21 protein-coding genes are annotated in these 25,902 nt (G+C 67.4%); 6 read left to right on the forward strand and 15 right to left on the reverse strand.

Annotation, left to right across the window (positions count from 1 at the left end):
• Positions 1-7: 7 nt before the first annotated feature.
• From BCO18175_RS28355 to BCO18175_RS28370, 4 genes are read right to left on the reverse strand one after another with little or no spacing between them, the layout of a single operon-like run.
• Entirely contained in the window at positions 8-1,174 is a 1,167-nt protein-coding gene (locus tag BCO18175_RS28355) for an ABC transporter permease (RefSeq protein ID WP_174985953.1), read from the reverse strand.
• Positions 1,175-1,182: 8 nt separating this feature from the next.
• Positions 1,183-2,337, reverse strand: a complete 1,155-nt coding sequence (locus tag BCO18175_RS28360) for an ABC transporter permease (protein ID WP_174985955.1) — start codon at positions 2,335-2,337, stop codon at positions 1,183-1,185.
• Between the two features lie 21 nt (positions 2,338-2,358).
• Positions 2,359-3,057, reverse strand: coding sequence for an ABC transporter ATP-binding protein (locus BCO18175_RS28365; RefSeq protein ID WP_027788609.1), 699 nt, complete (start codon positions 3,055-3,057; stop codon positions 2,359-2,361).
• Positions 3,058-3,064: 7 nt separating this feature from the next.
• The gene (locus BCO18175_RS28370) at positions 3,065-4,270 is read right to left on the reverse strand and encodes an efflux RND transporter periplasmic adaptor subunit (RefSeq protein WP_174985957.1); all 1,206 of its coding nucleotides are present in this window, start codon (positions 4,268-4,270) and stop codon (positions 3,065-3,067) included.
• A 348-nt stretch (positions 4,271-4,618) separates the two neighbouring features.
• On the opposite strand from BCO18175_RS28370, the gene BCO18175_RS28375 reads away from it, so the two are divergent.
• Entirely contained in the window at positions 4,619-4,852 is a 234-nt protein-coding gene (locus tag BCO18175_RS28375) for a hypothetical protein (protein ID WP_085043413.1), read from the forward strand.
• Between the two features lie 77 nt (positions 4,853-4,929).
• On the opposite strand, the gene BCO18175_RS28380 is transcribed toward BCO18175_RS28375, so the two are convergent.
• Positions 4,930-5,694, reverse strand: coding sequence for a Mut7-C RNAse domain-containing protein (locus BCO18175_RS28380; RefSeq protein WP_174985959.1), 765 nt, complete (start codon positions 5,692-5,694; stop codon positions 4,930-4,932).
• 96 nt (positions 5,695-5,790) lie between these two features.
• On the opposite strand from BCO18175_RS28380, the gene BCO18175_RS28385 reads away from it, so the two are divergent.
• On the forward strand, positions 5,791-6,660 hold the full coding sequence (locus BCO18175_RS28385; RefSeq protein WP_039366834.1) for an NAD(P)-dependent oxidoreductase: 870 nt from the start codon (positions 5,791-5,793) through the stop codon (positions 6,658-6,660).
• A gap of 76 nt (positions 6,661-6,736) precedes the next feature.
• The gene (locus BCO18175_RS28390) at positions 6,737-7,378 is read left to right on the forward strand and encodes a LysE family translocator (RefSeq protein ID WP_174918420.1); all 642 of its coding nucleotides are present in this window, start codon (positions 6,737-6,739) and stop codon (positions 7,376-7,378) included.
• Positions 7,379-7,464: 86 nt separating this feature from the next.
• Here the strand turns inward: BCO18175_RS28390 and BCO18175_RS28395 are convergent, their stop codons facing one another.
• Positions 7,465-8,748 (reverse strand): MFS transporter, encoded by a 1,284-nt coding sequence (locus tag BCO18175_RS28395; RefSeq protein ID WP_174985961.1) that lies wholly within the window; start codon positions 8,746-8,748, stop codon positions 7,465-7,467.
• Positions 8,749-8,845: 97 nt separating this feature from the next.
• On the opposite strand from BCO18175_RS28395, the gene BCO18175_RS28400 reads away from it, so the two are divergent.
• On the forward strand, positions 8,846-9,775 hold the full coding sequence (locus tag BCO18175_RS28400) for a LysR family transcriptional regulator (RefSeq protein ID WP_174985963.1): 930 nt from the start codon (positions 8,846-8,848) through the stop codon (positions 9,773-9,775).
• Positions 9,776-9,959: 184 nt separating this feature from the next.
• Here the strand turns inward: BCO18175_RS28400 and BCO18175_RS28405 are convergent, their stop codons facing one another.
• The 7 genes from BCO18175_RS28405 to BCO18175_RS28435 all read right to left on the reverse strand — a co-directional run bounded on the left by BCO18175_RS28405 (position 9,960) and on the right by BCO18175_RS28435 (position 17,474).
• Complete coding sequence (locus tag BCO18175_RS28405; protein WP_174985965.1) at positions 9,960-10,793, reverse strand: OmpW/AlkL family protein; 834 nt, start codon at positions 10,791-10,793, stop codon at positions 9,960-9,962.
• Positions 10,794-10,811: 18 nt separating this feature from the next.
• Positions 10,812-12,053 (reverse strand): DUF2957 domain-containing protein, encoded by a 1,242-nt coding sequence (locus BCO18175_RS28410; protein ID WP_174985967.1) that lies wholly within the window; start codon positions 12,051-12,053, stop codon positions 10,812-10,814.
• A 142-nt stretch (positions 12,054-12,195) separates the two neighbouring features.
• Entirely contained in the window at positions 12,196-13,626 is a 1,431-nt protein-coding gene (locus BCO18175_RS28415; RefSeq protein ID WP_174985969.1) for a DUF2957 domain-containing protein, read from the reverse strand.
• Between the two features lie 435 nt (positions 13,627-14,061).
• Positions 14,062-15,012 (reverse strand): N-acetyl-gamma-glutamyl-phosphate reductase, encoded by a 951-nt coding sequence (gene argC, locus BCO18175_RS28420; protein WP_174985971.1) that lies wholly within the window; start codon positions 15,010-15,012, stop codon positions 14,062-14,064.
• 152 nt (positions 15,013-15,164) lie between these two features.
• On the reverse strand, positions 15,165-15,737 hold the full coding sequence (locus tag BCO18175_RS28425; RefSeq protein ID WP_174985973.1) for a flavodoxin family protein: 573 nt from the start codon (positions 15,735-15,737) through the stop codon (positions 15,165-15,167).
• A gap of 215 nt (positions 15,738-15,952) precedes the next feature.
• Positions 15,953-16,546: a YbhB/YbcL family Raf kinase inhibitor-like protein gene (locus tag BCO18175_RS28430; protein WP_174985975.1), complete on the reverse strand. Its 594-nt coding sequence runs from the start codon at positions 16,544-16,546 to the stop codon at positions 15,953-15,955.
• A 241-nt stretch (positions 16,547-16,787) separates the two neighbouring features.
• Complete coding sequence (locus tag BCO18175_RS28435) at positions 16,788-17,474, reverse strand: orotate phosphoribosyltransferase (protein WP_011350651.1); 687 nt, start codon at positions 17,472-17,474, stop codon at positions 16,788-16,790.
• Between the two features lie 460 nt (positions 17,475-17,934).
• Here BCO18175_RS28435 and BCO18175_RS28440 point away from each other — a divergent pair, with 460 nt between their 5' ends.
• Positions 17,935-20,205 (forward strand): NADP-dependent malic enzyme, encoded by a 2,271-nt coding sequence (locus BCO18175_RS28440; RefSeq protein WP_174918429.1) that lies wholly within the window; start codon positions 17,935-17,937, stop codon positions 20,203-20,205.
• A gap of 144 nt (positions 20,206-20,349) precedes the next feature.
• Here the strand turns inward: BCO18175_RS28440 and BCO18175_RS28445 are convergent, their stop codons facing one another.
• The gene (locus BCO18175_RS28445) at positions 20,350-23,940 is read right to left on the reverse strand and encodes an indolepyruvate ferredoxin oxidoreductase family protein (RefSeq protein ID WP_174985977.1); all 3,591 of its coding nucleotides are present in this window, start codon (positions 23,938-23,940) and stop codon (positions 20,350-20,352) included.
• A gap of 329 nt (positions 23,941-24,269) precedes the next feature.
• On the opposite strand from BCO18175_RS28445, the gene BCO18175_RS28450 reads away from it, so the two are divergent.
• Positions 24,270-24,464: a hypothetical protein gene (locus BCO18175_RS28450; protein WP_046547411.1), complete on the forward strand. Its 195-nt coding sequence runs from the start codon at positions 24,270-24,272 to the stop codon at positions 24,462-24,464.
• Between the two features lie 130 nt (positions 24,465-24,594).
• Here BCO18175_RS28450 and hppD read toward each other — a convergent pair whose 3' ends face one another.
• The gene (gene hppD / locus BCO18175_RS28455) at positions 24,595-25,692 is read right to left on the reverse strand and encodes a 4-hydroxyphenylpyruvate dioxygenase (protein ID WP_085043426.1); all 1,098 of its coding nucleotides are present in this window, start codon (positions 25,690-25,692) and stop codon (positions 24,595-24,597) included.
• Positions 25,693-25,902 lie beyond the last annotated feature (210 nt).

The following is a 25,902-nucleotide window of genomic DNA, read 5'->3' on the forward strand; positions in this document are numbered from 1 at the left end:
CGGCGCGTCACTGCGCGCGCAGCGCGTCGACGATCTTCAGCCGCGCGGCGCGCATCGCCGGCAGGAACCCGCCGACGAGCCCCATTACGAGCGAGAACAGCAGCGTCTTCACGACGATCGCGGGCGTCAGCACGAAGCGGAACGACAGGTCCGCGAAGGTCTGGAAGTTGGTCGTCGAGAACGACGCGAACTGCATCAGCGACGCGCACGCGAGCCCCGCGACGCCGCCGACGAAGCCGAGCAGCAGCGCTTCGAGCAGGAACGCGGCGAGCACGCTGGTGCGCTTGAAGCCGAGCGCGCGCAGCGTGCCGATCTCGGCGACGCGGTTCGCGACCGACGCATACATCGTGATCATCGCGCCGATCATCGCGGCGATCGAGAAGATCGTCGACAGCGTGACGCCGAGGATGTTGATGAACTTCGACAGCGCCCTTGACTGGTCGCCGTAGAAGGTCTGTTCGCGTTTCGCCTCGTCGGTGAGGCGCGGGTCGACGTCGATGTCGGCCTTGAAGCGCGCGAAGCCGTCGGCGCTCGGGATGCGCAGCACCATCGACGAATAGCTGGTGCGCCGGAACGACTGCATCAACTGGTCGACGTCGCCCCAGATCTCCGAATCGAAGCCGCTGCCGCCCGCGTCGAAGATGCCGACGATGGTCCAGTCGCGCTGCGCGAAGTGCAGGCTGTCGCCGAGTTGCGTGCCGCTGAACCCTTTCGCGATCGCGCTGCCGACGATGATTTCCGACGAGCCGGGCGTGAACATGCGGCCGGCGACGAGCTTCACGTGCGGGCGCAGCGCGAGGCCGGCCGGCGACACGCCGCGGATCACGACGTTCGACGGCTTGCCGGACGACGTCTTCACCAGCGAAATCAGCACGACCGCTTCCTTCGACACGAGCGGCCGGCCGTCAGGGCCGAGCGCGACGGCCGGGTGCATCTCGAGCGCGTTGGCCTGCTGGTGGTCGATCGAACTCTGGATCTCGGTTTCGGCGCCCTTGCGGATCACCACCGCGTTGTCGGGTTCGCCGGTCGACACGAGCGTCTTCGTGAGCCCCGCGTCGAGCATCTGCACGGTCGCGAACACGAAGATCACGAGCGCCATCCCGCCGGCGGTCAGCGCGGTGGTGAGCCGCCGGGTCCACAGGTTGCGCGCGATGTAGTTGAGCGGGATCGCCATGTGCAAACCTAACCGATTGCCCTGAGGCCTTCGACCACGCGCACGCGCGCCGCCTGCCACGCCGGCACGATCGCGGCCGCGAAGCCGACCGCGACCGAGCACGCGGCCTGCAGCACGACCGTCTCGGTCGACACCTTGAACACCGGGAAGATGCCGCCGGCCGCCTGCTTGAACAGGCTCGCGGCGGGCGGCGTCGCGAGGATTCCGAGCCCGCCGCCGGCCACCGCGATCACGACCGATTCGCCGAACACGATCAGCGCGAGGAAGCCGGGGCCGAAGCCGAGCGCCTTCAGCGTCGCGTATTCGGCCGTGCGTTCGCGCGCACTCATTGCCATCGCGTTGGCCATCACGGCCATGATGATCAGGATCACCACGTACGACACGAGACGGATCGCGGCGATGATCTGGTTCGACATCGCGACGAAGCCGAGCTGGAACGCCTGCTCGGTCTCGGTCAGCGTTTCGGCGAGCGAGTTCTTGAACACCGCGTCGACGTTGCGCGCGATCGACGCGCCGTCGTCGGGGTTCGCGACGCCGAGCACGAATACGCCGACCTGATCGGCCTGCTTCGGCGTGCGCTGGCGCACCGTCTCGTTCAGGTAGTCCCAGTGGAACACGAGCTGGCGCGTGATCGTCGAGTCGTCGCGGCCGTCGAAGATCCCGCGCACGACGAAATCCCAGGTGCCCGGATAGATCGTGCCCTTCAGCGGGATCACGTCGCCGATCTTGAAGCCGAACTGCGTCGCGAGCTGGCGCCCGACGAGGCAGCCGCGCCGGTCGCGGTTGTAATCGGCGCGCTGCTGGTCCGGGACGATGTATTCCGGGTACAGGTCGAGATAGTTGTCCGATACCGCGAAGCTCGCGAAGAAGTTCTTCGGATCGCGGTAGATGCCGCCGAACCAGTTCGAGCGGACCACGGCCGTCACGCCTTCGACGCCGCGGATCCGGTTCTCGTAGCTAACGGGCAGCGGAAACACGAGCGAGATCGCGTTGCGCGTGACGAGCCGCCCGCTGGATGCGGCGGCCGCGCCCGCGTACCACGCGTCGACCACGGTGTGCAGCAGCCCGAACGCGAGCACGGCGATGGTCAGCCCGAGCACGGTCAGCAGCGTGCGCAGCCGGTGCCGCAGCGCATTGCGCGCGATCAGCTTCAGCACGAACATCGCGCGCGCTCCCGCAGCCGGTCAGCCGGCGTGCCCATCGATCAGCTCCCCTTTTTCCAGATGCACGAGCGAGCGCGCGGCGCCGGCCGCGTGCGCATCGTGGGTCACCATGATGATCGTCTTGCCGAGCTCGGCGTTCATCCGCTGCAGCATCGCGAGCACGTCGGTGGCCGATGCGCGGTCGAGGTCGCCGGTCGGCTCGTCGGCGACGATCAGCACCGGATCGGTGATCAGTGCGCGCGCGATCGCGACGCGCTGCTGCTGGCCGCCCGACAGTTCGGAGGGGTAATGGCTCGTCCGGTCGCCGAGGTTCACCATGTCGAGCACGAGTTCGACGCGCTCGCGCCGCTCGCGGCGCGACAGGTGCGTGAGCATCAGCGGCAGCTCGACGTTCTCGAACGCGGTGAGCACCGGCATCAGGTTGTAGAACTGGAAGATGAAGCCGACGTTCGCCGCGCGCCATTCGGCCAGTTGCGCCTCCGCGAGCAGCGAGATGTCGAGCCCGCCCACGCGCAGCTCACCGCTGTCGGGCCGGTCGATGCCGGCCACGAGGTTCAGCAGCGTGCTCTTGCCGGAGCCGGACGGCCCCATCAGCGCGACGAAGTCGCCTTCGCCGATATCGAGCGTGATGTCGGTCAGCACGGGCACGATCTGGTTGCCGCGCCGGTACGACTTCGCGACGTGGCTGAGCTCGACGAGGGGCGGCGGAGCGTCGTTCACGCGTGCGCTACTTCTTCGCGACGGTCACTTTCGCGCCGTCCTTCAGCTTCGCGCCCGGCGCGAGCACGACCGTGTCGCCGGGCTTCACGCCGCGGATCGCGACGAGCTCGCCGATGCGCATGCCGGCCGTCACGGCCGTCGCGTGCACGATATCGTCCTTCACGATGAACACGACCGGCCGGCCGTCGCGCTCGACGACGGCGCTTGCCTGCACGGCCGTCACGGGCTGCCGGTCCTGCGCCGACACCGGCTTCGACAGGAACGCGATCTTCGCGCTCATGTCGGGCAGCACGCGGTCGTCGCGGTCGACGAAGCGCACCTTCACGAGCACGGTGGCCTTCGAGCGGTCGACGGTCGGCACGATGCGCGACACGCGGCCCGCGAAGCGCGTGTCGGGCAGCGCGTCGAGCTGGATCTCGCACGGCTGCTCGGCGCGGATCTTCGCGATGTTCGATTCGGCGACGTCGGCCTCGACCTCGAGCGTGTCCATGTCGGCGATCGTCACGACCGCGCCCTTGCTGTCCGATGCGGACGAGAACGGCGTGATGTTGTCGCCGACGTTCGCATGCTTCGCGAGCACGATGCCGTCGAACGGGGCGCGGATCACCGTCTGGTCGACCGCGACCTGCGCGGCCTGCGCATTGGCTTGCGCTGACGAGATCGCGGCCTGGTCGCTGCTGAGCGACGCGCGCGCCTTGTTCACGCGGGCCGTGTCGGTGTCGAGCTGCGCGGCCGGCACGGCACCGCGTGGCGCGAGCGCCGACGTGCGGCGCAGCGCGATCTCGGCGTCCTTCAGTTCGGCCTGCTCGACGCCGAGGTTCGCGCGGGCGACCTTCACCTGCGCGAGCGCCTGCGCCAGCGAGGCCTCGACGTCACGGCTTTCGAGGCGCGCGATGATCTCGTCCTTCTTCACGCGCGTGCCTTCTAGCACGCCGAGCCATTCGACGCGCCCCTGGCCCTTCGACGCGACCGCGGCTTTGCGCTGCGGCACGACGTAGCCGGTCGCATTGAGCTGCGTGTCGTTCTGGTACGGGTAGGCGGACGTGACGGCGGTGGTTTCGACGGCCGGCCGGCCGGTGAGCGCGAGGCCGGCGGCGATCGCGCCGATGACGACCGCGGCCGTGACCGCATAGCGCAGCCACCGGCGCCGGCGGGGCGCCGGTGCGAGCGGACGCCGGTCGATCTTCAGTTTGTCCAGATTGTGATCGGGCAATTTGAGCGCCTCGAGACGGCGGCGGTCTGGCGACCTGCCGCGATCCGGTTTCCGGGGAAAGGGACGGATGGACGCCAGTATAAGCGTCGCCCCGACGGCGCGCGAGCGCGTTGGCGGCGCCGCCGCGGCGGTGGCAGGCAAGGGCATGCGCGTGCTCCCCCGGGGAAACCCGAGGGGCGCAAGCAACGTGTCAACTTGCCGCGAACGCGGTGCGTTATGGAACCAGTGCGTCAGGTTTTGTCGCGGCGGAACGGCGAAAGCCGGCCTCGCTTCCTGGGGCTCCGATGCGAATGCCTCGCATCTTTACTTACCGGTACGTTTGATTTTTTCTCCGCTAAAGGAAGAACAATGAAGAAGACGCTCGCTTCGATCATCGCCGCAGCATTCGCGCTCGCATCGGTTTCGGCATTCGCACAGGCGTCCGCGCCGGCAGCCGACACGTCGGCAGCCGCTCCGGCACCGGCCAAGAAGGATCACAGCAAGCCGAAGCACCAGCTGAAGCAACACGGTTCGGCCAAGGGCAAGGCGAAGGCCGCAGCCGCATCGGCAGCCGGCACGAACGACGCAGGCGCAGCAAACTAAGCGCTTCGCCCGGGGCCGGCACCGCCGGCCGCCAGTCGCTAGACCCCGCATGTTCACGCATGCGGGGTTTTGTTTTTTCAGGCGTCGTGTTCGCCGGCGGGCGGTGGCAGCGGCGGCGCGCGCATCGCGTCGACCACCGTGCGCATGCGCCGCCAGTGCGAGCCTTCCCAGAACACGCGCCGGCACACGTCGCACGCGGCGAAGCGCCGGTGCCGCTGCCGGACGCCGGCCGGCACGCGTGGCGCGGCAGCCGCTGCGTCGAGCGGATGCAGCGGTGCATTGCAGCGCAGGCACAGCCGGAACGGCCGCATGTGCGGCGCGAGATCGAGCCGCTCGAACAGTTCGCGCAGCTGGTCGGCCGGCAGCAGCGCGTGCAGGTAGCAGCCGCGCTCGACCGCGCGCCGCTTGAGCAGCTCGCGGTCGCGAGTCAGCACGATCCGGCCCTCGCGCGCGGCGAGCGCCGCGAGCTCGTCGTCGCGGTAGTGGTTGTCGTAGCAGGTGTCGAAGCCCGCGAGGCGCAGCAGTTGCGCGAGGCCGCCGAGATGCGCGTCGGCGACGAAGCGCCATTGCGCCGGTGGCGGCGCGGTGGCGCCGCGCTCTGCCGGCTGCGCGCGCTCCGGGAAGGCTTCGACCCGGTCGCCGTCGTCGAGCGGCCGGTCGAGTGCGGCCGGCGCGTCGTTCACGCAGAGCCGGCCGATTTCGGTATGCGGGACGCCGAGCGCCTCGACCGCGTGCTTCACCGTCGCATCGCGCGCGCATGCGTGCCCGAACGCGCGGTCGCGCTGCGCGCGCGGGAGAAAGGCGTTCAGCTCGCCATGGAAGCGGAAGGTCGCGGTCGCCATGCGCGCAGTATCGCACCGCGCATGGCCGGCCGCCTGCCCAGCAGACGCGGCGCATCTGTGTTTAACTCCCCGCTTCACGGAGCGAAGGAGCGGGTAATGGATCTCGGATTTATCGGACTGGGTGAAATGGGGCAGGCAATCGCGACGAACCTGCTGAAGGCCGGGCACACCGTGCGGGTCTGGAACCGGTCGCGCGAGCGCGCCGAGCCGCTCGCCGCGGTCGGCGCGCAGATCGTCGATACGCCGGCCGACGCGTTTCGCGGCGACGCGGTGTTCTCGATGCTGGCCGACGACGCCGCGGCGCGCGCGATCTTCGACGATGCGCTGCTCGCCCAGGCGCCGCGCGGCCTAATCCACGTCAACATGGCGACGGTGTCGGTCGCGCTGGCCGAATCGCTTGCGCACGCGCATGCATCGCGCGGCATCCATTACGTCGCTGCGCCGGTGATGGGGCGGCCCGACGTCGCGGCCGCCGCGCGCCTGACGATCATGGCAGGCGGCCCGGCCGAGGCGATCGACCGCGTGCAGCCGCTGTTCGACGCGATCGGCCAGAAGACCTGGCGATTCGGTTCGCTGCCGCAGCACGCGAACGTCGCGAAGATCGCCGCGAACTTCACGCTCGCGTCGGCGATCGAGACGCTCGGCGAGGCGTCTGCATTGCTGGGCGCGCACGGCGTCGCGATGCGCGACTTCCTCGACGTGATCACCGGCAGCGTGTTTCCGGGGCCCGTCTACGAAGGCTATGGCTCGATGATCGCCGAGCGGCGCTACGAGCCCGCGCGCTTCAAGGCACGCCTCGGGTTGAAGGACGTTCGCCTGGCGCTGGAAGCCGGCGACGCCGTGTCGGTGCCGCTGCCGGTGGCGAGCGTCGTGCGCGACAACCTGCTCGATGCGCTTGCACACGGCGGCGGCGAGCAGGATTTCGCGGTGCTCGGCGAAGTCGCGCTGCGCCGCGCGGGCCGCTGATCCCGCGCGCGACAGAAGGCCGGCGCACCGGCATAATCGGCGTTTCGTTTTCCCTTACATCGAGGCAGAGGCGGGCATGAACTTGCATACGTGGTGGCTTTTCGTGGCGACGGTGTTCGTCGTGTCGGCGATTCCGGGCCCGAACATGCTGCTGGTGATGACGCACGGCGCGCGGCACGGGCTGCGGCGTTCGACGTGGACGATGGCCGGCTGCCTCACGGCGCTGGTGCTGATGCTGTCGGTGTCGGCGGCGGGCCTCGGCGCGGTGCTCGAGGCATGGCCGGCGATGTTCAACACGTTGCGCTTCGCGGGTGCGGCCTACCTGATCTACCTGGGCGTGAAGGCGTGGCGCGCACGTGTCGACGACGAGCAGTCTGCCTCCGACGTCGAAACCATCTCGCGCCAGGCCGCGCCGGCATCGCGCGGGACGCTGTTCCGCAACGGCTTCCTGGTCGCCGGCAGCAACCCGAAGGCGATCCTGTTCGCGGCCGCGCTGCTGCCGCAGTTCATCAACGCGGCCGAGCCGACGCTGCCGCAGTTCGGCATTCTCGTCGTCACGTTCGCGGTGATCGAGGTGAGCTGGTATCTGGTCTACGCGTCGTTCGGTACGCGCATCGGCGCGACGTTGAAGAGCCAGAGCGTGGCGAAGATCTTCAACCGGCTGACGGGCGGGCTGTTCGTCGGCTTCGGCGCGATGATGGCGTTGGTCCGTCACTGATTTCGTACCGACGCCGGTGCGCCGAACGCCCCGTCCCTCGCAAGAGGGCGGGGCGTTCGGCTTTTTGGGGCCTGCTTCACGCTCGCTCATGCACGCGGACGAGTCAACGCTGCTGCATCGGCCCCGCGTCCGGTCGTGAGCCCGAAGAAGGTGGCTGCACCGGCGAATGCGAACCCGACGCCGCACACCGCGCTCCACCCGCTCCAGGCCCACGCGCTGCCTGCGAGCACTGCGCCGAGCGCGCCGCCGATGAAGAACAGCCCGACGAACAGCCCGTTCAGGCGGCCGCGCGCGGCCGGGTTCAGCAGGTTGATCTCGCGGCGGCCGATCGTCTGGTCGACGATGACGCCCGCGTCGAGCAGCGCTGCGCCACCGGCCAGCAGCGCGAGCGCGAGGCCGCGATGCGTGTGTGCGTCGAAGCCGAACCAGCCGGCGCCCGCGACCCCGAGCACGACGAGCGCCACGAGCATCGTGCCGTGCGCGATTCGCTGCGCGGCCGGGCCGTGGCCGCGGTCGCCGGCGCGGCCCGCGAGCGGCGTGACGATCGCACCGCTGGCGCCGGCGAACGCGAACAGCGCGATTCCGTGCAGGTCGAGGCCGAATGGCGGCTGCGCGAGCCGCAGCCCGACCGCGGTCCAGAATGCGCTGAACGCGGCCATCGCGAGTGCGGCCGACAGCGCATGCCGGCGCAGCACCGGCTCGTCGGCGAGCAGGCGCCCCATCGACGCGAGCAACGCGCGGTAGCCGGCCGTGATCGACGGCGTGCGCGACGGCAGGCGCAGCGCGAGCACGACGGCGATCGCGGCGTTCGCGACCGCGGCCAGCACGTAGAACCCGCGCCAGCCGGCCGAGCCCGCGATCAGGCTCGCGAGCGGCCGCGACAGCAGGATGCCGAGCATCAGCCCGCTCATCACGTTGCCGACCGCGCGGCCGCGCTGCGCCTCGGGTGCAATTGACGCGGCCATCGGCACGAGCATCTGGATCACGCTCGATGCGGCGCCGGCCACGAGCGTCGCCAGCAGGAACACGGTGCCCGACCGCGTGAACGCCGGCAGCGCGAGCGCGGCCGCACACACGGCCAGCGTCGCGACGATCAGGCGACGATTCTCGAGCAGGTCGACCAGCGGGACGAGCAGCACGAGCCCGGCGGCGTAGCCGAGCTGCGGCAGCATCGCGACGAGGCCGGCCAGGCCGGGCGGCAGGTGCAGGTCGGCGCTGATCGGGCCCGTCAGCGGTTGCGCGGCGAACAGATCCATCACGATCACGCCGACCGTCGCGGCGAAGAACAGCGTCATGCCCGCGCTCAGCGCGGGCGGCGTGCCGGCGCGCGTGCGAACGTCGGCGGGGCAGGGATTGGCGGGGCAGTTCATCGGAAGCCTGGCGAGTGGGTCGAAGGAATCCCCATCCTAGGTGCCTGATGTTTATGCGACAATTGAAATATCTCTAACATGATTATGCGAGTTTGTTTTGAATACGCGTGATCTCCAGGCGTTCGTCGCGGTGGTCGACAGCGGGTCGATGGTTGCCGCGGCCGCGAAGCTCCATCTGACGCAGCCGGGCCTGACGCGGCGCGTGCAGAACCTCGAAACGCTGCTCGGCCTGCCGCTGCTCGAACGGCAAAGCAAGCCGCTGAAGCCGACCGCCGCCGGGCGCGACGTCTACGCGCTCGCGCGCAACGTGCTGGGCGCGGTCGATGAGCTGATGGCGGCGGGCACGCCGGACAGCGAGCCGTCCGGCGAGCTGCGCATCGGCGTGCCGCCGTTCCTGTCCGAGCTGGCGCTCGAGCAGCCGATCGACCGGCTGCGCGACGCGTTCCCGCGGCTCACGTTGCGCGTGACGGCCGGCTGGTCGCCGGCGCTGATGCAGGGCGTCGAGCGCGGCACGCTCGACGTCGCAACCGTGATGGTGCCGGCCAGTTCGGCACTGCCCGACACGTTCACGTCGACGCTGCTCGGCACGCAGCCGACGGTGCTCGTCGCCGCGCGCGACTTTCCGCTGCCGGACGGTCCGCTGTCGATCGACACGCTGTCGGGTTTTCCGTGGGTGCTGAGCCAGGACGGCTGCGGGATGCGTTCGGCGCTGAGCCGCATGCTTGGCGCGGCGGGGCTGCCGTTCGACGTCGCGGTCGAGGCGTTCGGCTCGGAGCTGCAGCTGTCGCTCGTCGCGCGCGGCGCGGGCATCGGCATTGCCACGCCGAACGCGCTGGCGCGCAGCGCGCATCGCGATGCGCTGAGGGTGGTGGAAACGGTGGGGCTGGAGACGCGGATCAACGTGTGGATCGTGCACGGCGCGCTGCCGGGCCGCCTGGTGCGGCCCGTCGCGCTGCTGCGCGATGCGCTGGGCGAAGTGCTCGACCGGGTAAACAGGGTGGGGTCAGATGCAATGAAGGCGGTCTAGAGGCAGCATTCGAGGGAAAATCCTTATTTTCTCTACGGAAATGTTGCATTGCGGAAACCGATTCGCTATAGTTGCACCTGTCTCCTCCATGTCTCCTCTGATATGGATTCAGCCCGCCTCTTAGGCGGGCTTTTTTTTGCCTGCGATTTTGTCGCGGCTTTCCATTCGTCGTCCGTCGCCGCGCTTAGAACTTGTACGTCATCCCGACGTAGCTGATGATCGGGTCGGCCTTCAGGTCCGATTTCGACTCCGAGAGCACCGTGCCGTCGGCCGCCTTGATCGTCACCGTCGACGTCGTCTTCAGCGGGATGTACGTCACCGACGCGATCAGCCCGAAATGCTCGGTCATGTTGTACTGCAGGCCCGCGTTGAACACCGGCTGCCATGACGACGACGCCTTCGCCTCCACCGATGTCGTACCCGGCTTGCCCGCGCCCGCCGCGAGAATCGCGCCGAGGTTGTCCTGCGTCTGCTTGATGAAGTTCGTGTTGAGCTGCAGGTCGCTGAACCAGTTGTACGACACGCCGAGGCCGAGGAACGGCCGGAACTTCGCGGTTGCCGCGCCGAAGTAGTACTGCAGCAGCATCGCCGGGCTCCACTGCCGCACGCTCTTCACGATCGGGTTGACCGACGCGAGCCCGATGTTCTGCGTGCCGAGCGCGCCGGCAGGGCCGGGCGGCCTGATCGTGCCCTGGCCCGACACCTTGAACACCGGCGGCACGCCGGCCACCGACGTGACCGCGATGTGGTCGGTCAGGAAGTGGCTGACCGTCAGGCCGACGGTGTCGGCGCCGCTCGTGCGCAGCCCGGTGCCCGGCGACGTGAACGACGACGGCAGCCGCAGCGGCGTGTTGATCGGCGTCGGCGCGACGTTGGTCGTCATCGGCGTGCTGCTCTGCTGCGGCATCACGTGGAACCAGCCCAGCGTGACGACGTTGCTTCCGGCGCTCTGCGCGTGCGCCGCGAGCGGCGCCAGCACGGCGGCGCCGGCCGCCGCACAGAGAAGGGTTTTCTTCATCACGGCTTCCCCCTCCGCTTACTGGACGAACGCGCCGATCGTGAAATACGGCGTCGATCCGGCGTTGTCGAGGAAACCGAACACGCCACCCGTGAAGATGAACTTGCCGGTCGGCGTCGAGCTGCTGGCACCCGTGTGGATCGTCGTGACCGTGCCCGGCACCTTCTGCGTGTAGTCGAGGTCGAGCGCGGTCGCGAGCGAAGCCTGCGACGCGTTGAACGGATCGAGCAGCGTCGCCTGGTTGTTCGTCAGCGCGGTGGTGCGATAGTCGAACTGGCTGTCGACGCCGATGTACTCGCCGTTCTGCGAGCCGGCCGCGATCGTCGTCTGCGGCGCGAGGATCGAGATGCTCGATTCGTCGTCGGCGGTGAGGCCCGGCACGCCGTTGCTGTCGGGCGTCGGGTTCGGGTTCGCGACGCCCGTGCGCACGAGGATCGGCACGAGCTGGTTGCGCAGCTTGCCGACGATCATGAAGCCCTTGCCCTGCGGCGTCGCCGACAGCGTCGGTTTCAGCTGGCTCGCGTAGTTGTTCGACTGGAATGCGCCGCTGCCGTCCGCCGACTGCACGAAGTTCGTGCCGCGCTGCGTGCACGCGCCGCCGGCGAACTGGCCGGTCGTGTCGCACTTGGTCCAGGTGCCGTCGGCGTTGATCGTCACCTTCGCGTCGATCGATGCCGGCGCGAAGTTCTGCGACGGCACTTCACCGAAGCCCACGTGGCTGTATGTGCCCGCAACCTTCGTGATGTCGGTTTCGATCGACGAGAAGCCGATGAACGGGTAGTACGGGAATTTCGTGTCGGGCACCGCGGCCTGGCCGAGCACGCCGTTGAACTGGATTTCCTTGCCGGGAATCGTGCCGCCCGCTACGCCGAAGCCGACGAAGATGCGTGCCGGCCGCGACGCGTCGAGGCTCGCGCCGTTCAGGCGGAACGCGCACTGGTTCAGCTTGTTGGTCGGCAGCAGTGTTTCCTGCGTGAGCGTGCCGCTGTCGACGGTGCCCGCGCGGGTCGGCACGACGGTGCCGGTCGTTTGCGGCACGGCCGATTCGACGTACGTGACCTGCCAGGTCATCTTGGTCGTGTCGAGCTGGACCTTCGCGAGTTCGCCGCTGCCCGCGCCACCCGTAAACACGGTGGTGTAGTCGAGCGAGGTAGGACAGAGCCGGTCTTCGACGAGCGGGGGCGGGTTGTCGCTGCCGCCGCCGCAGGCGGAAAGAAGGGGGGCGGCAAGGGCCGCCGCCAGAATGAGGTTGCGCTTCATGTTGCTCCTCCAGATTTGTCTTGTGCGGCGGCCAGCTCCCTGTCGGCCGCTTCTGTTGGTTGTGCTCGTCCTGCCTGCGCCGTGCCGCGCGCCTCGTGCGTTACGCGACGGCGGCCAGCCCGCCGTCGCGTCCTCGTTCGCTCTACTTGCTGATCTGCGCGCCCACGCCGAAGTACGGTGTCGACGACGTGCTCGCGTTCGCCGACGTCGACGTGACGCCGCCGTTCACCGTGCCCTGGATCAGCGCCGCGTACAGCCCGCCCGTCGCGATCACCACGCCCGATGCGGACGGGTAGCTCGCACCGCTCGGCGGTGCCGTCGTCGCGTTCAGCAGGCCCGGCGTCGCCTGGCCGTAGTCGAGCGTGAAGCCGTCTTCCTCGGCCTGCGTGCTCGGATTGATGAACGACGCGTTGCTGCCGCGGATCAGCGCAGCCGTGTACTTGAAGTTCGAGTCCGCGCCCGCGTAGCCGCCGTCGATCGCTCCCGACGTGATCGCCGTCGCCGAGCCGAGCACCGCGATGCCCGATTCGTCGTCGACCTGCGCATCGGTGTGCAGCGGCGCCGTGCCGAGGTTCACGTTGCCCGTCCGCACGATCACCGGCACCGTCGCGCCGTTGAGCTGGCCGATCACCATGTGCGCGGTCGCCGATTTGCCGGTCGCGCCGATGATCGGCAACTGCGTTTGCGGCAGCGTCTGCGGTGCCTTCGTGCTGTCGAAGTAGCCGCCGTTCGCGGTGTTCGCGGCCCACGGATTGCCGGTCGTCTGGCAGCCGCCCGCGCTTGTCGACGTGCACGCACCGTTCCCGTCGAACGTCTCGCTCGAGTTCGTGCCCTTCGTCGCGTAGTTGCCCGACGGCACGAGGTGGTAGATCAGCGCGTTGTACGTACCCGGCAGCTTCGTGATGTCGGTCGTCGTGTTCGCGAAGCCGAGGAACGGATAGAAGTCGAAGTGGCGCTTCGGCACCTGGCCGACGTTCTGGTAGAGCGGAATGCCGGCGAGCGCGATCGTCAGCCCGTCGTACTGGACCGTCGCACCCGGAATGCCGCCGCCCGCGACGCCCATGCCGACCAGCAGCATCGGCGGGTTCGCCTGGTTGAAGTCGGCGGCCGTCGAATAGGTCGAGCCGTCCGGCGCCTTGCCCGTGCCCGGCGTGAGGACGAACGCGCAGCGCGTCTGCTCCGCGGTCGGCAGCGTGCCGGTCGGCGGGTGCATGACCGCGCCGGTGATCGTCGTGCCTGCGCGGCTCGGCGTGACCGTGCCGGTCGCGAGCGGAATCGGCGATTCGAGCCACTTGAGCGTGTAGGTCATCGCCACGGCGTCGATGTTGACGCTGACGATCTCGCCGCTACCGGCGCCGCCGAGGTATGTGCTCTTCACGATGTCGGCGTTGGCCGGGCACAGCGAACCGTTGACGGGCTGTGACGGCGGCGGCCCTTGCGTGCCGCAGCTTGATCCGGAACATTGGGGCGCATTGATCGGCGCGGGTGCGCCGCCGTCCCCCCCACCACATGCAACCAGGAAAGGGGCAATGGCAAAGGCCGTTGCCACCCCCTTCGATAAGGCGTGCGACATGCCGCTGTCTCCAATCGTTTAATTGTGCGAGCTAATGTCGCCGCCTTGATTTTTGCTGTCAATTGATGAACCCGTCTAAAAAAGGCGATTGAAACGGGTGTCGTGTATTTAATCGTTGTCCGGCACGGCATTCGGTAAGAATTAAAACGCGCGACGGGCTGCGGGAAGTGGCCGGAGTGGGGAATGCGCGACGCTGGACAGGCTGGGGAAGAGCCTTCCTGCGTATAACGGCAGCGTTTAAAGCGGCGGTATCCGGTTTATCCCTATTCGGGATTGACTGGATGAAGGTGGGGTGGGATTAATTCACTGGTAATCGCGCAATTGAAAGCTTGTAAATATTTGTAAATGCGCAGTTCGGAATTTTTTATATATTGCCTGATACGAGTAAATAAAAAGCCGGCCAGTGGCCGGCTTTGCATTGCATGCGATGTTGAATCAGCGTTTGAGACCGGCGTCCTCGGCCGCGCCGATGCTCAGGTTCATGCACTGGATCGCGGCGCCCGATGCGCCCTTGCCGAGGTTGTCGAGGCGCGCGACCGTGACGAAGCGCTCTTCGTTGCCGAACACGAACAGGTCGACCCGGTTCGTGTCGTTGTTCGCCTGCACGTCGAAGAAGCCGCCATCGAGGTTCGCGTCCGCATCGAACGGCGCGACGCGCACGAATGCTTCGTCCGCGTAGTACTCGGCGAACACGCGCTGCACGTCCTGCGGCGTCGTGCGCTTCGCGAACTGCTCGGGCGTGAAGTAGGTCGTCACCGCGAGACCCTTCAGGAACGGACCGACGATCGGCGTGAAGATCGGCGGGTTCGCGAGGCCCGTGTGCGCGGCCATTTCCGGCAGGTGCTTGTGCGTGAGGCCGAGCGCGTACGGGCGCGGGCTTGCGAGCTTGCCGCCCGGCGCCGCGTTTTCGTAGTCGGCGATCATCGACTTGCCGCCGCCGCTGTAGCCGGTGATCGAGTAGCTGTGCGCGGCGAACGTCGGTGCGACGATGCCCGCATCGACGAGCGGACGCATCGCGAGCACGAACGCCGACGCGTGGCAGCCCGGCACGGCGATGCGCTTCGACGTGTGAATCTTCTCGCGCTGCGCGCGGGTCAGTTCCGGCAGGCCGTACGCCCAGTCGGCGCTGGTGCGGAACGCGGTGCTCGCGTCGATCAGCGTCGTGTTCGGATTCTCGACAAGCGACGCCGATTCGCGCGATGCAACGTCCGGCAGGCACAGGAACGTGACGTCCGACGCGTTGATCAGGCGGCGGCGCTCTTCGACGTCCTTGCGCTTCGCTTCATCGATGCGCAGGATCTCGATGTCGCTGCGTGCCGACAGGTATTCGAAGATCTTGAGGCCGGTCGTGCCTTCCTGGCCGTCGACAAAAACTTTGGTGCTCATTTCGCTCTCACTGAATGAAACGGGGGCCCGCGCCCTGAACCCACCATTTTAAGACGTCATGCGGCGGGCCTGCACCGCGCGGGGCGAAAAAAAGACGGCCGGCGGGCCGTCTTGTGTCCCTTTGACGCCCGCAGGCGCGCGCCAGGACGTGCTCAGCCGCGGCCGGCGACCCAGCGGGCGGTCGCTTCGGCCACGCGCCGGCCGAATGCCTTGCCGGTCTCGAGGTCGCCCGGCAGCGGGCCTTCGTCGGGCGTCGAATCCGCCGGCGACTGCGCGAGCAGGCCCGTCGAGCCGCCCAGGTAGTTGATGTCGTTGCGCGTGGCCGCCTTCGAGTTGGCCGGCATCAGGCTCGTACCGACCCACACCATCCCATGCTGCATCGACAGCGTGACGAAATATTGAATCGTCGAGAACTTGTCGCCGTTCATCGTCGCGGAGTTCGTGAAGCCCGCGGCGATCTTGTCCTTCCATTTCTGCGTGAACCACGCTTTCGACGTTGCATCGGCAAACTGCTTGAACTGCGCCGACGGGCCGTCCATGTAGGTCGGCGCGCCGAAGACGATCGCGTCCGCCGCGTCGAGCGCGGCCCAGCCCGCGTCGTCGACGTCGCCGACGGGGAGCAGGCGCACGGTCGCGCCGGCATCCTGCGCGCCCGCGTGCACGGCCTCGGCCAGTTTCTGCGTGTGACCGTAGCCGCTGTGATAGACGATGACGATGTTCGACATGAAGCGTTCTCCGGAAAGGAACGGGAATGGCGGCCGCAGCTGCGCGCCGCATCACGCGTCGCCGGCGGGCGGCGCGACGGATGCGCGGCGTGGCGCCGCGACCGGTGACGAAGAGTCTAGCAAGCCGAAATGACGGGAAAACACGCTGGCGTGGAGTACGCAATTTCGCCGCGGCAGGCAATCGACGCGTGGCGGCGCGCGATGCCCGACGCCCGTTATTGCCCGTAGTTGACCGTGAGTTGCGCGGTGCCGATCGCCAGCGTGCCGATCTCATGCTCGAACATCGGTGCGGGGCGGCCCTGCGCGACGCGCAGGTCGTCGCCCTTGAGCGCGTAGACGGTGATCACGTAGCGGTGCGGCTTGCCGGGCGGCGGGCACGGGCCGCCGTAGCCGTCGATCCCGAAGTCGTTGCGCGCTTCGCTCGCACCAATGCGCCGCAGGAAGCCGGACGCGCTCGCGTCGGCGGGCAGGCTCATGACCGTCGCCGGAATGCCCGCCACGGCCCAGTGCCACCAGCCGTGCCCCGGCGCGTCGGGATCGAAGATCGTGACCGCGTAGCCGTGCGTGCCGGGCGGCGGGTTGTGCCAGGTGAGTTGCGGCGAGTGGTTGCCGCCCTTGCAGTCGCCGCGGTCGAACACGTTCGCGGCGCGGACGCGCCCGCCCGGGCTCAGGTCGTCACTCGTCACGGTGAACGCGCCTTCCGCATGCGCGGGCAGGGCAGTGAGGGCGACGGCGTAAAGGAGGGCGGCGAGGAATGGCGACGGGCGACCCGATGGCGCAGGCGGAGTGATCCGGCGATCCACACGCATATGGCGCTTCTCCCGTCACGTGGGCCGGACCGATGCGCCCGGCGTTGTTGGCGTAGTGCGTTGCCTGCGCAGCTGATGGCAGCGATGGATCAAGTCTAGCATTAGGGTTCGATGAGCGATGCACGCCGCGACCCGTGGTCGCGATCGATTCCTGCGCGAACCGATGGACGAAAAAAAAGCCGCCCGCGATGAAGCGGGCGGCTTTTTGAGCCAGGACGCCGGCCAGCGGGCCGGCGCGGCGTCAGTCCTTCGGGGACGTCGCGCCGCCGTGCGCAGCCGACCACTCGGCCGGTGCGTGCAGGAATTTCTCGACTTCGTCGAGCGTCTTCGTCTCGAAGTAGCCCGACGCCTTCGCGACGCGCAGCACGTCCCACCACGTGGCGAGCGCGTGCAGGTCGACGTCGATGTCCTTCAGGACCGACACGCTTTCCTTGAAGATGTTGTAGTGGAACAGCACGAAGCAGTGGTTCACCGTCGCGCCTGCGGTACGCAGCGCGTTGACGAAGTTGATCTTGCTGCGGCTGTCGGTCGTCAGGTCTTCCACGAGCAGCACGCGCGAGCCTTCTTCCAGGTGGCCTTCGATCTGCGCGTTGCGGCCGAAACCCTTCGGCTTTTTGCGCACGTACTGCATCGGCACCATCATCCGGTCCGCGATCCATGCCGCGAACGGGATGCCGGCCGTTTCGCCGCCCGCCACCGCGTCGATCTGCTCGAAGCCGATGTCGCGCGTGATCGTCGTTTCAGCCATTTCCATCAGCGCGCGGCGCACGCGCGGATACGAAATCAGCTTGCGGCAGTCGATATAGACGGGGCTTGCCCAGCCGGACGTGAAGATGAACGGTTTTTCTGCGTTGAAGTGCACTGCCTGTACTTCGAGCAGGATTTTGGCGGTCGTATCCGAGATCGACTGACGATCGTAGCCTGTCATGGGCATTCCTTGGGTGATGAGCGAAGAGCGGGCGCGGGCCCGGTGGCGCAGCAAGGGGAACCTGCCCGGGGGGCCGGGGCGCGATCGGAGGGCCAATCGCATCGCTGCGCGCGTAGCCCGCTATTTTACCCGATTCAGGCCGGTTTTCGGCGGAATTCGCGCGGGTTCACCGCGCGGCTCACCACCGGCGAAACAAGCGGGGCCGGACCGCTCGCGTGTTGATGCAGAGGATGCGGCGCTGCACCAACATGCGTCATGCGTGGGGTGTACACTAGGCGACCCTTAGAAATCGTTCAGTACTTTGTACTTTCCTCTTGCCACCCGCCAAGGTTCGATGGCGTGCCGATCCGGCGCGTCGCGTGCCGTCTCGCAGTCGATCACCCTCTCGATTCAAGCAGACGCGGCCGAAGGTGCTGTGTACTGAACCGTCAACATTTCGCATGTCTCTCGCAGGTCAATCATGGACGAACAACTGAAGCAGGCCGCACTCGCTTATCACCTGAACCCGAAACCCGGCAAGATTTCGGTCACCCCGACCAAGCCGCTGTCGAACCAGCTCGATCTGTCGCTCGCGTATTCGCCGGGCGTTGCCGCCGCGTGCGAAGCGATCCACGCCGATCCGCTCGACGCGCAGAAGTATACGTCGCGCGGCAACCTCGTCGGCGTCATCACGAACGGCACCGCCGTGCTCGGCCTCGGCAACATCGGCCCGCTCGCCGCGAAGCCGGTGATGGAAGGCAAGGGCTGCCTCTTCAAGAAATTCGCGGGCATCGACGTGTTCGACATCGAACTGTCGGAGTCCGACCCCGACAAGCTCGTCGAGGCGATCGCGATGCTCGAGCCGACGCTCGGCGGCATCAACCTCGAGGACATCAAGGCGCCGGAATGCTTCTACATCGAGCAGAAGCTGCGCGAGCGCATGAAGATCCCGGTCTTCCACGATGACCAGCACGGCACCGCGATCATCGCGTCGGCCGCGATCCTGAACGGCCTGAAGGTCGTCGGCAAGAAGCTGTCCGAAGTGAAGCTCGTGTGCTCGGGCGCGGGCGCAGCTGCGATCGCGTGTCTGGACCTGCTGGTGAACCTCGGCCTGACGAAGTCGAACATCCTCGTCGCCGATTCGAAGGGCGTGATCTACGAAGGGCGCGGCAACCTCGATCCGTCGAAGCAGCGTTATGCGGCGACCACCGATGCACGCACGCTCGCCGACGCGATCGTCGGCGCGGACGTGTTCCTCGGCTGCTCGAGCGCCGGCGTGCTGAAGCAGGACATGGTCAAGACGATGGGCGACCGCCCGCTGATCCTGGCGCTCGCGAACCCGGAACCGGAAATCCGCCCGGAAGACGCGAAGGCCGTGCGCCCGGACGCGATCGTCGCGACCGGCCGTTCGGACTACCCGAACCAGGTCAACAACGTGCTGTGCTTCCCGTTCATCTTCCGCGGCGCGCTCGACGTCGGCGCGACGACGATCACGGAAGAAATGAAGCTCGCGTGCGTGCGCGCGATCGCCGAGCTGGCGCAGGAAACCGACCAGAGCGAAGAAGTCGCGAAGGCGTATGAAGGCCACTCGCTCGAATTCGGGCCGGACTACCTGATTCCGAAGCCGTTCGATCCGCGCCTGATCATCAAGATCGCGCCGGCTGTCGCACAAGCCGCGATGGATTCGGGCGTCGCAACCCGTCCGATCCAGGACATGGACGCGTACCGTGAGCAGCTCGGCGCGACCGTCTACCGCACCGGCATGGTGATGCGCCCGGTGTTCGCGACCGCGAAGCAGAAGCAGGCCCGCATCGTGTTCGCCGAGGGCGAGGACGAGCGCGTGCTGCGCGCCGCGCAGTTCGTGCTGCAGGAAAAGATCGCGAAGCCGATCATCGTCGGCCGTCCGTCGGTCGTCGACATGCGCTTGCAGAAGATCGGCTCCAAGCTGAAGGCCGGCATCGATTTCGAAATCGTCGATCCGGAAGACGATGCGCGCTACCACCGCTACTGGCAGGCGTATCAGGAAATCGGCGCGCGTGACGGCGTGACGCCGGAAGTCGCGAAGGCCGCGATGCGCAAGTTCAACACGCTGATCGGCGCGATGCTCGTGCACCTGGGCGATGCCGACGGCATGATCTGCGGGATGATCGACACGTTCCACAGCCACCTGAAGTTCATCGAGCAGGTGCTGGGCCGTGCGAAGGGCGCCGAGCACTTCGCGGCGATGAACCTGCTGATGCTGCCGGGCCGCAACCTGTTCGTGTGCGATACGTACGTGAACGAGCTGCCGAGCGCCGAACAGCTCGCCGACATGACGATCCAGGCCGCGGCCGAGATCGAGCGCTTCGGCATTGCGCCGAAGGCTGCGCTGCTGTCGAACTCGAACTTCGGCAGCGCGCCGTCGGCGTCGTCGCGCCGGATGGGCGAGGCTCGCAAGCTGATCGTCGAACGCGCACCGAACCTGGAAGTCGACGGCGAAATGCACGGCGACGCGGCGCTGTCGGAAATGATCCGCAAGCAGGCATTCCCCGGCACGACGCTGTCGGGTGAAGCGAACCTGCTGATCATGCCGAACGTCGAAGCGGCGAACATCGCGTACAACCTGCTGAAGATGGTCGGCGGCGAAGGCGTGACGGTCGGCCCGTTCCTGCTCGGCGCGGCGAAGCCGGTCCACATCCTGACGCCGGCTGCGACCGTGCGCCGGATCATCAACATGACGGCCGTTGCCGCCGCGAACGTGAACACGAAGTAAGTCCACGCCCGCGTGTGCCGCGCTTCGGGCGCGGCGCAATGAAAAACGCCACGGAACCTGCGTTCCGTGGCGTTTTTTTTATCGTGAAGCGCTGGCGGCACGGGGCGGGCGTCCGAACCGCGAACGCCGGTCGTGTGCCGTGACTTACGCGACCTGCTGGTGCGACTGGCCGCCGGCCGGCGCCCGCCACTTCGCGAGCAGCGTGTTCCACTTCTGGCGTACCGCGCGCAGGTTGTTCTCCTTCACGTGGCCGTAGCCGCGAATGCCGTCCGGCAGCGCCGCGAGCTCGAGGGCGAGCGGGCGGTTGGCCGCGTTCAGCCTGGCGAGCACCTCGGCGATCAGCGCTTCGTACTCGCCGATCAGCGCGCGCTCGGTGCGGCGCTCCTCGGTACGGCCGAACGGGTCGAGCCCCGTGCCGCGCAGGAACTTCGCCTTCGAAAGCAGCCGGAACGCCGACATCATCCACGGGCCGTACGCCTTCTTCACGAGATGGCCGTGTGCATCCGTCTTTGCGAACAGCGGCGGCGCGAGGTGGAATTTCAGCTTCCAGTCGCCTTCGAACTGCGCAGTCAGACGGGCGAGGAACGCCGGATCGGACTGCAGCCGCGCGACCTCGTATTCGTCCTTGTACGCCATCAGCTTGAACAGGTTGCGCGCGACCGCTTCGGTCAGCTGCTCCTGCACCGTGTCGCCGTCTGCCAGCGTACGCTCGGCCGCCCGCACCTTGTCGACGAACGCTGCATAGCGCGACGCGTACGCGGCGTTCTGGTACGCGGTGAGGAATTCCACGCGCTTCGCGATCAGCGCGTCGACCGCCTTCTTCGTGTGCAGCGCGATCACCGTGGCGCCTTGCGCGGCGCGGGTGTCGCCGGCCGCGGCCTGCTTCACGCTCGCCAGGTCGTGCGCGGCGCGGCGGCCCCAGTCGAATGCCGCACGGTTCTTCTCGACCGATACCGCATTCAGCTCGATCGCACGGACGAGCGACGCGAGCGTGAGCGGCAGCCAGCCTTTCTGCCACGCGTAGCCGAGCACGAACGGGTTCGTGTAGATCGCGTCGCCGAGCAGCGCGACCGCGAAGCGGTTCGCGTCGATGAAGTCGACGTCAACGCCTGCCGCCGCGCGGATGTCGTTCTCGGCGGACAGGCCGGGGAACGCCCAGTTCGGGTTCTTGATGAACTCGGCGGTCGGCGTCTGCGCGCTGTTGACGACCACGCGGGTCGTGTCGTGCCGCATCCGCGACGTGCACTCGTCGCCGGCCGTGACGATCGCGTCGCAGCCGATCACGAGGTCGGCTTCGCCCATCGCGATCCGCGTTGCGTGGATGTCGGTCGGTGCGTGCGAGATCTGCACGTGGCTCATCACGGCGCCGCCTTTCTGCGCGAGGCCGGTGACGTCGAGCACGGTCACGCCCTTGTTTTCCAGGTGCGCGGCCATCCCGAGCAGCGCGCCGATCGTGACGACGCCCGTGCCGCCGACGCCCGTGACGAGCACGCCGTATGCGCGGTCGATGTCCGGCAGCGTCGGCTCGGGGATCGGCGGCAGTGCGTTGCCGTCGACCGACACGGCCTTCGGCTTCTTCAGCTGGCCGCCCTCGACCGTGACGAAGCTCGGGCAGAAGCCCTTCACGCACGAGAAGTCCTTGTTGCAGCTCGACTGGTTGATCTGGCGCTTCGTGCCGAATTCGGTTTCCAGCGGCTCGACCGACAGGCAGTTCGACTGCACGGAGCAGTCGCCACAGCCTTCGCACACCGCGTCGTTGATCACGACGCGCTTCGCCGGGTCCGGATACGTGCCGCGTTTGCGGCGGCGGCGTTTCTCGGTCGCGCAGGTCTGGTCGTAGATCAGGATCGTCGTGCCTTCGATCTCGCGCAGCTCGCGCTGCACGTCGTCGAGCTGGTCGCGGTGATGGATCGGCACGCCCGGCGCGAGCAGCGCCTTCTGGCTGTCGTACTTCTCCGGCTCGTCGGTGACGATCACGATCTTCTTCGCGCCTTCGGACGCGAGCTGATGCGTGATCTGCGGCACCGTCAGCACACCGTCCACCGGCTGGCCGCCCGTCATCGCGACCGCGTCGTTGTACAGGATCTTGTAGGTGATGTTCGCCTTCGACGAGATCGCCGCGCGCACGGCCAGCAGGCCCGAGTGGAAGTAGGTGCCGTCGCCGAGGTTCGCGAACACGTGCTTCTCGTCCGTGAACGGCGCCTGGCCGATCCACGGCACGCCTTCGCCGCCCATCTGGCTGAAGGTGCTCGTGCTGCGGTCCATCCACACGGTCATGTAGTGGCAGCCGATGCCGGCGATCGCGCGTGAGCCTTCCGGCACGTTGGTCGACGTGTTGTGCGGGCAGCCCGAGCAGAACCACGGCTTGCGCTCGGTCTGCACGTGCGGCTTCGCGAGTGCCATTTCCTTCGCGTTGATCACGGCGAGCCGTGCGGCGATGCGCGCGCGCACGTCGGACGGCAGCTCGAACTTCTCGAGGCGCGTCGCGATCGCCTTCGCGATGATCGCCGGCGACAACTCGTAGTGCGCGGGCAGCAGCCAGTTGCCCATCGGCACCGACCATTCGCCGCCGGCGCCGTCCTTCTCGTCGAACTTGCCGAACACGCGCGGCCGCTGGCCGTCGGGCCAGTTGTACAGCTCTTCCTTGATCGCGTATTCGAGGATCTGGCGCTTTTCCTCGACGACGAGGATTTCGTCGAGGCCGCGCGCGAACGCCTGTGCGCCCTGCGCTTCGAGCGGCCACACGCAGCCGACCTTGTAGAGCCGGATGCCGATCCGTGCGCAGGTTTCGTCGTCGAGGCCGAGGTCGGTCAGCGCCTGGCGCACGTCGAGGTAAGCCTTGCCGCCCGTCATGATCCCGAAGCGCGCGCTCGGCGAATCGATCTCGATGCGGTCGAGCTTGTTCGCGCGCACGTAGGCGAGCGCCGCGTACCACTTGTAGTCGAGCAGCCGTGCTTCCTGCACGAGCGGCGGGTCGGGCCAGCGGATGTTCAGCCCGCCTTCCGGCACGATGAAGTCGGTCGGCAGCACGATCTCGGTGCGATGCGGGTCGATGTCGACCGACGCCGACGATTCGACCACGTCCGTCACGCACTTGAGCGCGACCCACAGGCCCGAGTAGCGGCTCATGGCCCAGCCGTGCAGGCCGAAATCGAGATATTCCTGCACGTTGGACGGGAACAGCACGGGCAGCCCGCAGGCCTTGAAGATGTGTTCGGACTGGTGTGCGAGCGTCGACGATTTCGCCGCGTGGTCGTCACCGGCGAGCACCAGCACGCCGCCGTGCTGCGACGAGCCGGCCGAGTTCGCGTGCTTGAATACGTCACCCGTGCGGTCGACGCCCGGGCCCTTGCCGTACCACATGCCGAACACGCCGTCGTGCTTCGCGCCGGGGTACAGGTTCACCTGTTGCGAGCCCCACACGGCGGTGGCGGCGAGATCTTCGTTGAGGCCAGGCTGGAAGACGATCTGGTGGGCTGCCAGGTGCTGCTTGGCTTTCCAGAGCGATAGATCGAGGCCGCCGAGCGGCGAACCGCGATAGCCGGAGATGAAGCCGGCCGTATTGAGACCGGCGGCGCGATCGCGTTCCTGCTGGAGCATCGGCAGGCGCACGAGGGCCTGGATGCCGCTCATGTACGCGCGACCGCGTTCCAGTGTGTATTTGTCATCAAGCGTGACGGACTTCAGCGCGGCTTCTAGCGACGCGCGTTGGCCTGCGTCTAGCGGGGCATTCATTAACTGTCTCCTCCACCCAGTTTGGGATCACCAAAACTCGACTGCTTCGGGCATCTTGTGGACGCGTCGGCAGTGGCCGGCATATTGGCCGGTTTTAAGCGATGGTAGCACTGGGGCAAACCCGCCGCCCATCGGTTGGAACGCGGGGGGAATGCGGCGGCGCATCAAAAAAAGGGGCTGAATCATGAGTTACATCATGTAAAAGCATGTAAAGCTGGCCCCATCTGCATGCAAACGCCGTTAATCTTGTCGGCCTGCTGGTGGTGCCCGGCCGCGTTGGTTCGTTTCGACGCAATCGGAGAGGCGCCGGCAGTTTTACAGGAGGTGCAATGAACACACGTCATATCCAGAGTTTCCTGATCGTGTCCGCCGCGTTTTTCTCGATGACGGGCCCGGTGCATGCGCGAGGCGCGAGCGCACTGGCGGCAGCCGGCGCGCAGATGCAGCAGATCGTGCCGGCCCAGGACGCCGTCGCGCAGCCGTCGGCCGAGCGCGCCGTCGAGTCGAAGGCGAACGCGCGTTGATCCGGTCGCGCGGCCTGCGGGCCGCGCCGGAATGCAAAAAGGGCGGGAATCCTGGGATTCCCGCCCTTTTTCTTTGTGCCGCCGGATCGTGCGGGCTGTCGGGGCCCCGGGCAGCCGCCCGCCGGATGCGTCAGGCCTTGTCCTGCACGACGCCGCGGCGGATCTGGTCGAGCTCGATCGATTCGAACAGCGCCTTGAAGTTGCCTTCGCCGAAGCCCTGGTTGCCCTTGCGCTGGATGATCTCGAAGAAGATCGGCCCGATCTGGTTCTCCGTGAAGATCTGCAGCAGCAGGTCGTCGCGCGCGCCGTCGATCAGGATCTTGCGCTTCTTCAGTTCTTCCAGCGATTCGCCGTGGTTCGGCACGCGGCGGTCGACCAGCTCGTAATACGTGTCGATCGTGTCGAGCAGCTTCACTTCCTTGCTGCGCAGGCCGTCGACCGCCTGGTAGATGTCGGTGGCGCCGAGCGCGATGTGCTGGATGCCTTCGCCGTGGTACGCGTCGAGGTATTCCTGGATCTGGCCGGCCGTATCCGAGCCTTCCTCGTTGATCGGGATGCGGATCTTGCCGCACGGCGACGTCATCGCCTTCGACTTCACGCCCGTCACCTTGCCTTCGATGTCGAAGTAGCGCACTTCGCGGAAGTTGAACAGGCGTTCGTAGAACTCGGCCCATTCCTGCATGCGGCCGCGATGCACGTTGTGCGTCAGGTGGTCGATGTAGGTGAGGCCGTGGCCGACCGGGTTCGGGTTCGCGCCGGCGATCGGCTCGAAGTCGACGTCATAGATGCTGATGTCGCCGATTGCGCCCGGTTGCGCGCCGTTCTTGCCGCGCCAGCGGTCGACGAAGTAGATCAGCGAATCGCCGATGCCCTTGATCGCCGGGATGTTCAGCTCCATCGGGCCCGTCTTGTTGTCGAAGCCCCATGCACCGAGGTCGAGCGCGCGCTTGTACGCCTTCGCGGCGTCCTGCACGCGGAACGCGATCGCGCAGATCGACGGGCCGTGCAGGCGCGCGAAGCGTTGTGCGAACGAATCCGGTTCGGCGTTGATGATGAAGTTGATGTCGCCCTGGCGGTACACCGTCACGTCCTTGTGGCGGTGGCGCGCGATCGCGGTGAAACCCATCCGTTCGAACAGTTGTCCGAGCGCTTTCGGGTCCGGTGCCGTGTATTCGATGAATTCGAAGCCGTCGGTGCCGACGGGGTTGTCCCAGTTCGGGATCTGCATGGCGTGTCTCCTGTGGGGGCGATCGACCGGGGCGACGTGCGCATGCCCGGCCTGGTTCGATGTCGAACGTGGCACACGAGGCGGCGTGTGCGACGAATCGGTACTTGCGACAGAGTGTAGCGGGCAGCCGCGAGCGTAAACTTGCGAACTTAATTGCCTGAACCTACGATGGCGCAATTTCCAGTCTCTAACTATTCATTGGAGGGCAGA

Source organism: Burkholderia lata (genome assembly GCF_902499335.1).
Classification (GTDB): Bacteria; Pseudomonadota; Gammaproteobacteria; order Burkholderiales; family Burkholderiaceae; genus Burkholderia; species Burkholderia lata_B.